The sequence below is a fragment of the Pseudomonas caspiana genome (genome assembly GCF_040224095.2).
Taxonomy (GTDB): Bacteria; Pseudomonadota; Gammaproteobacteria; order Pseudomonadales; family Pseudomonadaceae; genus Aquipseudomonas; species Aquipseudomonas caspiana.
Window position 1 is genome coordinate 4,312,454 of sequence record NZ_CP167995.1, and the last position, 12,892, is coordinate 4,325,345.

8 protein-coding genes are annotated in these 12,892 nt (G+C 58.8%); 6 read left to right on the forward strand and 2 right to left on the reverse strand.

What is annotated here, in order from left to right; translation table 11 throughout:
• The first annotated feature begins 5 nt into the window (after window positions 1–5).
• Window positions 6–1,409, forward strand: coding sequence for an efflux transporter outer membrane subunit (locus ABRP31_RS19575; protein WP_349972057.1), 1,404 nt, complete (start codon window positions 6–8; stop codon window positions 1,407–1,409).
• A gap of 211 nt (window positions 1,410–1,620) precedes the next feature.
• Here the strand turns inward: ABRP31_RS19575 and ABRP31_RS19580 are convergent, their stop codons facing one another.
• Window positions 1,621–3,243, reverse strand: coding sequence for a PvdJ/PvdD/PvdP-like protein (locus tag ABRP31_RS19580; protein WP_349972056.1), 1,623 nt, complete (start codon window positions 3,241–3,243; stop codon window positions 1,621–1,623).
• A gap of 280 nt (window positions 3,244–3,523) precedes the next feature.
• Here ABRP31_RS19580 and pvdM point away from each other — a divergent pair, with 280 nt between their 5' ends.
• The 5 genes from pvdM to ABRP31_RS19605 all read left to right on the forward strand — a co-directional run bounded on the left by pvdM (window position 3,524) and on the right by ABRP31_RS19605 (window position 11,665).
• Window positions 3,524–4,891 carry a pyoverdine-tailoring dipeptidase-like protein PvdM gene (gene pvdM / locus ABRP31_RS19585; protein WP_349972055.1) on the forward strand — a complete coding sequence of 456 codons (1,368 nt, stop codon included), beginning with the start codon at window positions 3,524–3,526 and terminating at the stop codon, window positions 4,889–4,891.
• A gap of 8 nt (window positions 4,892–4,899) precedes the next feature.
• A complete protein-coding gene (locus ABRP31_RS19590) occupies window positions 4,900–6,189 on the forward strand; it encodes an aminotransferase class V-fold PLP-dependent enzyme (RefSeq protein WP_349972054.1) in 1,290 nt (429 codons plus the stop codon).
• A gap of 32 nt (window positions 6,190–6,221) precedes the next feature.
• Window positions 6,222–7,100, forward strand: a complete 879-nt coding sequence (locus ABRP31_RS19595; protein ID WP_349972053.1) for a formylglycine-generating enzyme family protein — start codon at window positions 6,222–6,224, stop codon at window positions 7,098–7,100.
• Between the two features lie 301 nt (window positions 7,101–7,401).
• Window positions 7,402–9,057: a cyclic peptide export ABC transporter gene (locus tag ABRP31_RS19600; RefSeq protein WP_349972052.1), complete on the forward strand. Its 1,656-nt coding sequence runs from the start codon at window positions 7,402–7,404 to the stop codon at window positions 9,055–9,057.
• Window positions 9,058–9,181: 124 nt separating this feature from the next.
• On the forward strand, window positions 9,182–11,665 hold the full coding sequence (locus ABRP31_RS19605) for a TonB-dependent siderophore receptor (protein WP_349972051.1): 2,484 nt from the start codon (window positions 9,182–9,184) through the stop codon (window positions 11,663–11,665).
• 93 nt (window positions 11,666–11,758) lie between these two features.
• Here the strand turns inward: ABRP31_RS19605 and ABRP31_RS19610 are convergent, their stop codons facing one another.
• Window positions 11,759–12,715, reverse strand: coding sequence for an alpha/beta hydrolase (locus tag ABRP31_RS19610; protein WP_349972050.1), 957 nt, complete (start codon window positions 12,713–12,715; stop codon window positions 11,759–11,761).
• Window positions 12,716–12,892: the final 177 nt, after the last annotated feature.

Genomic DNA, 12,892 nt, shown 5'->3' on the forward strand with positions numbered 1-12,892 from the left:
GATCAATGAAACCCGTCCTGAGTCTGCTGACCATGTGCCTTGCCCTGGCGGCATGCAGCCAAAACCCGACACCTCCAGACAGCGGTATTGCAGCTCCTGCTGCCTGGCAGCAAGCCGCGCATATCGCGGATCAGGCAGACAACCGACTCTGGTGGCAGCACTTCAGCAGCCCGGAACTGGACACGCTGATCACTCAGGCACGCGCAGGCAGCTACGACCTGGCTGCCGCCATGGCCAGAGTGCGTCAGGCTCAGGCCTCAGCAGTCATCGCCGGAGCGCCACTGTTGCCGGAGCTCAACGGCAACCTCACCAATAACCGGCAAAGCCTGATCAGCGGTGAGGGCTACCGGCAACTGGATGTGGATAAATACGACCGCAATGCGGAGTACTTCGACACCACACTGGTCGCCAGTTACGAGGTGGACTTCTGGGGCGGCAAGCAGGCTGCCGTGAACAGTGCCGAGAACAGCTTGCGGGCCAGTGAATTCGACCGCTCGACCGTGGAGCTGACGTTGCTCAGCGGTGTCGCCAACACTTATCTGCAAGCGCTGGCCTTGCGCGCTCAAGCGAGCATCGCCGAACTTAATCTGGCCAATGCCGAGCGGGTTATGCAACTGGTGCAGACGCGCTACCAATCGGGATCGGCTACGGCTCTTGAGCTCGCCCAGCAGAAAAGCCTGGTGGCGACTCAACAACGCCAACTGCCCTTGCTCAAACAACAGGCTCAGGAAGCACTGATCAGTCTGGCGACTCTGCTCGGGCAACCGGTCCAGAACCTGCGCGCACTGGACGCCGAATTCGAACGTTTGACCAGTCCGGACATTGGTGCTGGCGTGCCGAGTGAACTGCTCGGCAGACGGCCCGACATCGCTGCAGCTGAAGCGCGATTGTCGGCGGCGCAAGCGGATGTTCAGGTGGCTCGGGCAGCGATGCTGCCCAAAGTCACCCTGACCGCGACACTCGGCTCGGGTGCCGACAAGGCCCATGACATGCTGCAGAATCCGTTTTACAACCTCACCAGCGGACTCGTGGCACCGATCTTCAACAACGGGAGGCTAAGGGCCGAGCGCGACAAGAGCGTCGCCAAACAGCAGGAGTTACTGGAGAATTACCGCGGCGCGATCATCAACGCTTTCGCTGACGTAGAAAAAGCCCTGAACAGCATCGACGGCCTCGACCAGCAGCACCGCTGGCAGCACGAAGAACTTCATCAGGCCCAGCGCGCTTTTGACATCGCCGAAACCCGCTATCGAGCAGGCGCGGAAGACCTGCTCACCGTGCTGCAAACCCAACGCACGCTTTATGAAGCGCAGAACCTCAACGTCCAGTTACGCTTGTCGCGCCTGCAAGCGAGTGTGGCGCTCTATAAAGCCTTGGGGGGTGGGTGGAAAACGGACGCGTTGCAATAGATACACTGCCGACTCTGAATTGGAATGCATGTGGGAGCTGAGCTTGCTCGCGATAGGACTGGACGCGGTTCACTTTAGATCGCGTCTAGCCCTATCGCGGGCAAGCCCAGCTCCCACATAGACCCCGTAACTGGCTTTACATCGCCAGAGATACTGCCCTTCCGGCTAAAGCCAGTCCTACGCAAAACACCGGTGCCAGGAACCGTCGCAGTTAACCTCCTCCCAACTTCAGATGCCGCGCATACCAAGGCCGTTGCGGCACTCGGCGCAGCAGATCGCTGATGGACTTGTCTTCACCAAAGGTGATGCGCAAAGCGAGCTTCATCACTTCCGGGTCCATTTCCACGGTTTTGCCCGGTATCAGACCCGGCGTGGTGCTGCAGCCATGGGTGCTTGGGCCCAGCCATGGATCAGCCACTTCAACGTAGCGACCCGGCGCGAACCAATGCACGCCTTTGACCTGCATCCGCTGCACTACCCCCGGATGAAAGCGCTCGTGTGCCCGGAACCAGTCTTCGATGCGGTCATCGATCCAGCCATGGAAACGCCAGAACACCGGATTGACATGAGAAGAAAATGGATCGCCCAGAAAGTCATTTTCCGGCTCGAACCAGCGCGACGCAAAATCCGCCTGATTCCTGCCCATTGGCACTGGCCCGCCATTCGATGGATCGCGCGGCACCGTCGCCCAACGCATGTGTAACCAGTCATGCAGCCCCAACTCCATCTCGGAACCAAACTGCCCGAGGGTCAGTTGCGACAAATAACGAGGATCACGGTAGCGGGATTCCCATACCTCGAAGTTGCTGTGATAAGCCTCGGCATTCTTGATATCGCTGACCCACTGGGTGTATTCAGCATCATCGCCCGCCAGCCAGGTCGGCGGGACGGACGAGCCGTCATGATTATCGAAATATGCGGCGAACCCGGCTCGGTCACGCTCAACATCCGGCTGAGTCAGAGGAAAGCGCCGCCACGACGGCAGGTCCTGAAATTTGCGCGCCTCACCCAGCATGTGCCGGTGCATGAAGAAAAAATCGATGCCAGAACCGTTGCGATCTTTTTTCTCGCCACGGGCGTCACGCTCCTGTTCACGCGGGCCGGGTTGCCAGCCGAGGCCGCGTAACGCATTACGTTTGTCTTCGGACAGCTTGTGCCACTTGTCTCGCGAGGCGTGCCACAACTGGTGGAACAGACGGTGCTCCGCACTGACCATGCTGGCCAAAAGGTCTGGATGCAGCGCAATGCGCTCGCGGGCCTCGGGAAACAGTTGCTTGAGGGCGACAAAACCTTTGTTCGTCGCAGGCAGCGCCAGCGGTTGATCCAGGCGCAGCAATTTTACGTTGAGCGTCCCCCGGCCTGCATTGCCGAACCCGGCCCAGACTTCATCCAGCACCACCAGACACTCATATTCGGGATCGCCCGAAACGGAGTCCGAACGTGTCATCCGCCAGCTGAGTTTTCCGCCGTCGGCTTGCACCAGTTCGCCGATCACCTGATAGCGTGGCTCGATGCTGTTATTGCGCAGGTTTTGCGCGGTGTCCAGATAACCGCGCAGACCGCGACCGCGTTGGGCGACATCAAGAAACAGCTCCAGCCCCTCGCGAGGCAAGCCGTCGATTGCGCTGTCACCCTCCACGAATCGAATCTGCCAGACACCCCGCAGCTTGTCCGCCAGTTGCCGCCCGGCCGTCTCCGGCAGGTCCACCGTCGCCTCGCCGGGGGTCACGGGGAACTCCGGTTTCTTCCACTCTCGATGAGCGTAATAAACCGCCGGGACCGCTGCCCCGGTCAATGCCAGCCCCGCCATGAAACCGCGCCGAGAAATCGTCATCGCCCTACCTGTGCCAGCCCTGAAGCGGGCTTGTCCAGCTAGTAACGAGGTGTCACGCGGGAAATTTAAGCGGGAGATCGCATTCCCTGTGGGAGCTGAGCTTGCTCGCGATAAGGCTGGACGCGCTCATCTTGGATCGCGTCGTTCTTATCGCGGGCAAGCCCGGCTCCCACAGGCATAGCATTCCAAGCCATTGCATAAAACCCGCACCTAAATTTAGAGATAACCGACTCGTTATCCGAACAGCAAATAGCCAATCTCCAACCATGCTGGGACGGCAATGACGATCAAACGCTCGAAGAAGACCTGGTTCATCGCCCTGCCCTTGAGCCTGGCGGTGCTTGCTGGCGCTGGGTTCGCAGGCTGGAAGTATTTCATCGACGACGGTGTTCACTATCCGCGGGCGATCATGAAACAGGCCACTGAACTGCAAGACCGTATTCTGTCTTTCGACAGTCACATCACCGTGCCGATGGACTTCGGCACGCAAGGCAATGAAGCAGACAAAGACGGCAGGCGACAATTCGACCTGGCCAAGGCTGCACGTGGCCGATTGTCTGGCGCGGCGCTAACGGTGTTTGGCTGGCCGGAAATGTGGAACGGCCCCAACGCGCCGCACCACCCTACTCCAGGCTTTGTCGACGAGGCGCGCAAGCAGCAGGAAATCCGCTACAAGATCATTACCGGTATCGTCCGGGACTTCCCCAATCAGGTCGCCATCGCCTACACCCCCGATGATTTCCGGCGCCTGCACGGCGAAGGCAAGTTTGCGATCTTCATCAGCATGCTCAACGCGTACCCGCTGGGCCACGATCTGAATCAACTGGACCTGTGGACAGCACGCGGCATGCGCATGTTCGGCTTCAGCTACGTCGGCAACAATGACTGGGCGGATTCATCCAGGCCGCTGCCATTTTTCAATGACTCACCCGACGCCCTTGGAGGGCTTTCGGAGCTAGGACGTCAGGCGGTCAAGCGCCTGAATGAGCTGGGCGTGATCATCGACGTATCACAGATGTCCACCAAAGCCCTTGAGCAAGTCGCGCAACTCAGTCGTACGCCCATGGTGGCCTCGCATTCGGCCCCCAGAGCCATGGTCGACATCACCCGGAACCTCAGCGACCACGAACTGCAATTGATCAAGAAAAGTGGCGGTGTGGTGCAAATTGTCGCTTTCCCGGCCTACCTGCGTCCGCTCAGCCAGCCGACTCAGGACAAACTCAACACCCTGCGCGCCCGTTTCGACCTGCCGCCGCTGCCCAACCTGAATGTGGCGCTGATGCCGGGCGATCCGATCATCGCCGCCTGGCCAGAACAGCGTTTCGGTGAGTACGCCAGCGCGCTGTACGCCATCCTCGAAGAAGAGCCGAAAGCGGGCCTCAAGGAATTCGCGGATGCCATCGATTACACCGTGCGCAAGATCGGTGTCGATCACGTCGGCATCAGTTCGGACTTCAATGACGGCGGTGGTGTGAAGGGCTGGAAGGACGTCAGCGAAATTCGCAATGTCACCGCAGAACTGCTGCAACGCGGTTATTCGGAGGCCGACATCGCCAAGCTGTGGGGCGGCAATTTCCTGCGCGTCTGGCAACAGACTCAGGATGCTGCGCGCCCGGTGGCCGCCACCTCCCCGTCGAATTCGCATTGAGTGCTGTCATGTCTGATCGCCGTACCTTCCTGAAACACGCCGGTGTGCTGGCTGCCAGTCTGCCGCTGGCGGGATCGCTGGTAGCGGCGGCTGATGCCGCCGTACCCAAAGCCGATCCAGCCGCTGCTTCCGATAAATGGGGCAGCTTTCGCCAACTGTTCAACCTGGATCCGGACTACGCGCACTTCTCCAACTTCCTGGTGACTTCACACCCCAAGCCGGTTCAGGAAGCGATTGATTACTACCGCGCCGAGATCAATCGCAACCCGGCCAAGTGGGTCGATTGGGAGAGTCAGATCGAATGGAAGCGCGAAGCTGAAGTGCGCGAATGGGCAGCTCGTTATCTTCAGGTCCAACCGCGACAAATCGCCCTGACCGGCAGCACCACCGAAGGGCTGGGCATGATCTACGGCGGGCTGCGGGTGGCCGCTGACAAGGAGATTCTGGTCAGCGAGCACGAACATTACTCCACCCGGCGCAGCCTGCGTTTTCGCAGCGAACGCGAAGGCACTCAGGTGCGCACGGTGCGCCTGTTCAAGGACCCGCACACGGTTTCCACCGATGAGGTTTTGGGTGTCTTGTCGAAAAGCATTCTGCCGAAAACCCGCGTGCTGGGCATGACCTGGGTGCAGTCCGGCAGCGGCGTGAAACTGCCCGTTGGCGAAATCGGCAAGCTGGTGCAGGAAATCAACAGCCAGCGTGACGAGCCAGACAAAATCATTTATGTGGTCGACGGCGTGCATGGTTTTGGCGTTGAAGACATCCAATTCAGCGACCTGGCCTGCGACTACTTCATCGCGGGCACTCATAAATGGATGTTCGGTCCACGCGGTACCGGGATCATCTGCGCCGCGTCAACGAGCATGGACAACCTGATCCCGACCATCGCCACATTCTCTGAAGAGCAGGACTTCGCCACCATCATGACCCCCGGTGGCTACCACGCCTTCGAGCATCGCTGGGCGCTGGGCAAGGCGTTCGAACTGCATCTGCAACTGGGCAAAGCGGCGGTGCAGTCGCGTATTCATGAACTCAACAGCTACCTCAAGCAACGGCTGACGGAACACCGCGCAATCGAACTGGTGACGCCATTGAGCCCTGACTATTCGGCCGGTTTCACCTTCTTCAGGGTCAAGGGTCAGGACGTCGACAAGGTCGCTGCCGCGCTGACCGCCAATCGCATCATCGTCGACGCCGTGAATCGTGACGTCGGCCCGGTGGTGCGCATGGCACCCGGTTTGCTCAACACCGAACAGGAAGTCGACCGGGCCATGAACGTACTGGCCAGACAGCTATGACACCGCCCTCTGCACACAAGCGAGAACCTCACATGCTTCGAACCACTCTTCGTCATTTGCCCGTCACGCTGCTGCTGTGCGGACTGGCCACAGCCATCCAGGCTGCCCCTGCCGCGCCGACAATCCCGGCTCCGGGCACCGTCTACCGAGGCTGTGAAAAGGTCTGCCCGGAAATGGTCGTGCTGCCTGCAGGCAGTTTCGTCATGGGCACACCGGAGGATGAAGTCGGCCGTCAGGGTGACGAAGGCCCGCAGCACACGGTGACCTTCGCCAAGCCTTTCGCCATCAGCCGCTTTCACATCACGGCGGGCGAACTCGATGCCTACGTTCGTGAAACCGGGGTGAAAATTGCCGACGGAGATACTCGACCGGGCCGTGAATGCGTGGCCAGCAAACCCCGGTACAAACAGGGGCCTCGGCAGCCAGCGGTGTGCGTCAGCTGGTTCGATGTGCAGGACTATGCCGCCTGGTTATCGAAAAAAACCGGCAAGCATTACCGCATGATTTCCGAAGCCGAACGCGAGTACGCCGCACGCGCAGGCAGTACCGGGCCTTTCCCGTTCGAGATGGACCCGGGCGGCGACTATCAGATCAGTCGCAACGCCAACACTTACGGCCCCAAGGACGGCTATACCTACACCGCGCCGGTAGGCAGTTATCCGCCGAATGCTTTCGGGGTATACGACATGCACGGCAACGTCTACGAATGGACCGCAGACTGTTGGCACGGCGACTACAACGGCGCACCGACCGACGGCAGTGTGTGGGACGAACCCGGCTGCATCACCCGACAAATGCGCGGTAATGATTGGGGCGAAGCACCGATCTTTTCCCGCTCCGGCAATCGCAACGACCGGCATCCGGATGTGAGGGGTGATTTCCTCGGGTTTCATGTTGTCGAGGAGTTCTGAGAACCGCGCTGTCGCGAGGCAACCATAGGACTGTAGGAGCTCACCGAGGTTACGAGGCCAGCGATAGCGGTGTGTCAGATAAACCTCTATCGCTGGCCTCGTAACCTCGGTGAGCTCCTACAGGATTGGGGTCAACTTGGAAAATTGCATTTTGTTTGATAGAAGCCCTTTGCGACAGCATCTCCAACCCACCAACAGTTCCCGCTAAATTGCCGGGCCATCTGCTCGTTCTATGGGTAGTTGGCGACAAGCCGCGAACGCTTGTCGCCCCCTCCTTTACCCATTCGATGCGGAGACTTCAATGTCCAGCCAACCTCGCAGCGCCTTGCGCGAATTGCTCGGCCTGCTCAAACCCTTCTGGCCACTGGTAACGCTCTCCACCGCACTGGGTATTGTCGGCGGCCTGTCGGTGACGGCCTTGCTGGCGACCATCAACAACGCCCTGCATTCCGATGCCGGTTTGACTCAAGGCGTGGTGCTGGGCTTTGCCGGGCTTTGCTTGCTGGCTTTGTTCAGCTCGATTTGCTCCGACATGGGCACCAACTATGTCGGGCAACACATCATCGCCACGCTGCGTAAAGAACTGGGCGAGAAAGTGCTCTCGGCGCCCATCGACCAGATCGAGCGCTATCGTAGCCATCGCCTGATCCCGGTATTGACCCATGACGTCGACACCATCAGCGATTTCGCCTTCGCCTTTGCGCCACTGGCTATTTCGTTCTCGGTAACCCTCGGTTGCCTGGGTTATCTGGCGATGCTGTCCTGGCCGATGTTCCTGATCATGCTGGTGGCGATTGTGATCGGCACCGTGGTGCAATTCATCGCACGGGGCAAAGGCATTGCCGGTTTTGAAACGGCACGTGCCGGCGAAGATGAACTGCAACGGCACTACAACGCAATTGCCGAAGGTGCCAAGGAGTTACGCATCCATCGCCCGCGCCGCCATCGCATGTTCACCCATGGCATACAGGAAACGGCCGGGAACATCCGCGACACGCAAATTCGCTCGATCAACACCTTCGTCATTGCCAAGTCCTTCGGCTCGATGCTGTTCTTCGTGGTGATCGGTCTGGCACTGGCCCTGCAATCGGTCTGGCCAAGCGGCGACAAAGCGGTCATGAGCGGTTTTGTGCTGGTGCTGCTGTACATGAAAGGCCCGCTGGAACACCTGATCGGCACCCTGCCGATCATCAGCCGCGCACAAATTGCGTTTCGCCGCATCGCTGAACTGTCCCGACAGTTTTCTTCACCCGAGCCGCACCTGCTGCTCAGCGATCAAGGCAGCACCACCACTGCGGTGCACAGCCTGGAACTCAACAACGTCAGCTACAGTTTCCCTCCAGTGGAAGGCAACCAGCCTTTCCAGCTCGGCCCGGTCAATCTGCGCATCAAAGAAGGCGATATCACTTTTATTGTCGGCGAAAACGGTTGCGGCAAGACCACACTGATCAAGCTGTTGCTGGGCCTGTATGCACCGCAGACCGGGGAAATATCCCTCAACGGGCAAGCAGTGAACGCACAGACCCGCGACGACTACCGACAACTGTTCACCACTATTTTTGCCGACTATTACCTGTTTGATGACGTGATTCAGGGTGACACGCAGATTCCCGAAGATGCGACCCGCTACCTCAAACGCCTTGAGATCGATCATAAAGTCAGCGTGCGCGATGGCGCGTTCACCACCACCGACCTGTCCACCGGCCAGCGCAAACGTCTGGCACTGGTCAGCGCATGGCTGGAAGAGCGCCCGGTGCTAGTGTTCGACGAGTGGGCCGCTGATCAGGACCCGACGTTCCGGCGCATTTTCTATACCGAACTGCTGCCGGACCTCAAACGTCTGGGCAAAACCATCATCGTCATCTCCCACGACGACCGGTATTTCAATGTCGCCGACCAGATCGTACGCATGCGCGCAGGCAGCGTGGTCACAGAGACAGAATCAGTGGTGGCATGAGCTTTTACTGATCGCGCAAAAAAAACCGGAAAATCTTTTCCGGTTTTTTTCGGGTACAACGTCTCATAGTCGCCAATACAAATAATTCCCGTTTACAACACAACTTCAAGAGCAAGAGCCCACGATGCCAGCACTACACAGCCTCTCGCCCCTCACCCGGGCCATCACTCTGCGCCGCCTGTTCCAGCCTCGCGTGTTGGGCGCGGCAATGGGCGTGGCCATGATCGCTCCGCTGTCGGCTCAGGTCAGTGCCCAGGAAATCGATTTCAACATTCCTGCGCAGCCACTGGCTTCCGCATTGCAGACCTTTGGTCAACAAGCCAACGTGCAACTGCTCTATAGCCCGGACGACACGCAAAGCCTGAACAGCACAGCACTGCGCGGTCGCTATGAGCCCAGGGAGGCCATCGGCGTTCTGCTTAAAGGCACAGGCCTGGCGTACAGCCTGCAGGGCGATACCCTGACCGTATCCGGTCGTGGCAGTGCAGGGTCGGTGGAGTTGGGGGCAACCAACATCGACGGCAAGGGGCTGGGAGCGACTACCGAGGGGACCGGGTCGTACACCACAGGTGCAACCAACACAGCAACACGTCTGAATCTATCATTGCGCGAAACGCCGCAGACCGTCAGCGTCATCACTCGTCAGCGACTGGATGACCAGAACCTGACGAGCCTCGCGAAAGTGCTGGAGCAGACGCCGGGGATTGCACTGCAACCGCTGGACTCCGAGCGGGTAAATATCTTTTCCCGCGGCTACAGCGTCGACAGCTACCAATACGACGGTGTCCCTACCACGCTGGTGGTCTCCACTAGTGCCACGCCGCAAAGCCTGTCGGACATGGCGATCTATGACCGGATTGAAGTGCTGCGTGGCGCGACGGGTCTCTTGACCGGTGCCGGTGATCCGTCGGGTACGATCAACCTGGTGCGCAAGCGGCCTACCGATAAACTCCAGGGTTATGTCAGTGCGGGCCTGGGTTCATGGGATCAATACCGCACCGAGATGGACGTCTCCGGACCGCTGACACCTACCGGCAATATTCGCGGACGCATGGTCAACGCCTACCAGCAGGGCAACAGCTTCATCGATTACTACAAGACCGAAAAACAGGTCTATTACGGCATCATCGAAGCAGACCTCAACGACAGCCTGTTGTTGACTGCCGGTTACGATTATCAGAAGCAGGACCCGAAGGGAGTGTCCTTTGCCAGCTTCCCGCTGTTCAACACCACCGGCGGCCAGACCGATCTTTCTCGCTCGACCAACCCGGCAGCAAAATGGAGCACCCGTCAGCAGGACACGCTTAATGTCTTCTACTCGTTGGAACAGCAACTGGCCAACGACTGGTCGCTGAAAGCTTCGGTCAACCAGATGTACAGCAAGCGCGAAGCCAAACTGGCATCCGCAAGCTGGGGCTTCCTCAATGAGGACACAGGCGATGGCATGCGTTTGTACGGAGGCAGCTCCACCGGCTGGCAAAAACAAACGGGGGTCGACGTCAACGCCAAAGGTCCGTTCCAGCTGTTCGGGCGCGAGCATGAGCTGGTGGTCGGCATGACCTATACCAAATTTGAAGACCACAACGATCCTAACGCTGGCGAAACAGTCGAAGGCCGCAACGTCAATTACTACGATTGGGGTAACGACACTGCGGAGCCGCAAGGCAACGGTCAGATCCTGTTCGACAACGACACTACCATCCGCCAACTGGGCACTTACGCGGCCGTAAGGCTCAAGCCCACAGACGATCTCTCAGTCATCCTTGGAGGGCGGGCCAGTAATTACAAGTACGACATGTACTACGATTATCGAAATCCGCTGACTCGTGACAGGGAGACCAAGTATCAGGAGCACGGTGAGGTCACTCCCTATGCAGGTATCATCTACGACCTGAACGATCAACACTCGGTATACGCAAGTTACACCAGCATCTTCATGCCCCAGCAACGTCGCGATGCGAACCTTCAGTCGCTGGAGCCACGTACCGGTGATGCTTATGAGATCGGACTCAAGAGTGAGTTTCTGGATGGGAAGATCAACACCAGCGTCGACGTATTCGTAACCCTGCAGGACAATCTGGCAGAAGCGACCGGCCGGACGGTCAGCGTCGGAGCGGGGCAAACCGAGGGTATTTACGAAGCTGTCAATGGCGCCAAGACACGCGGTTTCGACGCAGAGATCAACGGTGAAGTATTGCCAGGCTGGAAAGTTGCCGCCAGCTATACCCACGCCATCACCAAGGATGCGGACGGCAATCGGTTGAACACTGTCGCCCCTGCAAATCTGGCGAAATTCTGGACCACCTACCGGATGCCTGGCGAACTGGATCACTTGACCGTCGGCGGCGGCGTCAATTGGCAGAGCGGTATGCACTTCGATTACGTGTCACCCTCATGGGAGATGAACAGGACGTACAAAGCCAAGCAGGATGACTTTGCAGTTTTCAGCCTGATGGCGCGTTATGAGTTCACCGACAACCTCTCCACGTTGGTCAACGTCAACAACCTGTTCGACAAGAAGTACCTGAGCGCTCTGGATGAAACCTTCAGGGGCGGCTACTACGGCGACCCACGCAACGTGATGGTGACGACCAAGTACAGCTTTTAAACAGAGCTGACAGGCGATAAAAAACCTGGCCGGGTAACCGCGCCAGGTTTTTTATGACTTCGACTTTTGTTGCCTGCCTATGCCGGGAGGTAATCAGCGCCGCTGCAACCACTGCCCCACTCTGTGATAAATCTGCGGCACCGTCGCGACCATCTCCGTCATGCGCAAGAAGTCATGGGTCAGTCCAGGCTCTGTCTCCAGATGCACCGGTACGCCGTGTTCCTTGAGATGCTCGGCAAACAACACACCTTCGTCATAAAGCGGATCGAACTCTGCCAGGCTTACATACGCCGGGGCGACGCCTGCAATGTCCCGCGCCAACAAGGGAGAAGCACGCCAATCCAGACGGCTCGCCGGGTCGGGGCAGTACTGACGATAGAACCACTGCAAAGTCAGGCTTTCCAGCAAATACCCTTCGGCATACGTGCGATGCGATTGCTGCTCGCGACTCATGTCAGCCACCGGATAAAACAGCAGCTGTGCGACAGGCTTAACCGTCAACGGGCTGTCTTGACGTACCGCCTGAATCGCTAGCGAGGCAGCAAGACTGGCGCCTACACTGTCGCCCGCAAACACGACGCGAGCGGCATTCAGAGCGAAGTCCCTGGCCAGCGCCGGAATCGCATTCACGGCATCTTCAGCGTCTTCGAAGGCTGCGGGAAAAATATGCTCCGGCGCCAGTCGATAATCAGCCGCAAGCACAGCCCAACCGGATGCGGCGGCCAGTTGTGCACAGACTGAATCATGGGTTTGCAAGCTGCCCACCACATAGCCCCCGCCGTGAAAGAACAGCAAAACCGGTTGACCGTCAGGTTCATTGCAGGGCTTGCGGTAAAGCCGGGCAGACAGGGTACTGCCCTGGCGTGCGGGCAATTGAAGCGCCTGCGCCTGAACACCTTCAGGCAAGGACGTCTGGAACAACTCAGAGGTGAGTTCAAACGTCTCGCGTGCCTCAACCGGCGTCAGCTCATGCAGCGGCTTGCTGCTGCCACTCAAGCGACCAAACTCCGCCATTTCCAGAAAGGCTGCTAGATCAGGATGTACTGGCATGAAAAATCCTTTGAATAAAAATGAAGTCTCGACAAAGCCCTGCTGGCGGGGCTTTCCAGTGGGACCGGCTTTAGCCGGGAAGACTTTGTCACTGACGACTGGTCTTCAGTGACTGTACCGCCCTCTTCCCGGCTAAAGCCGGTCCCACCGAAATGGAATAAAGCCGGTGCGAGCGTG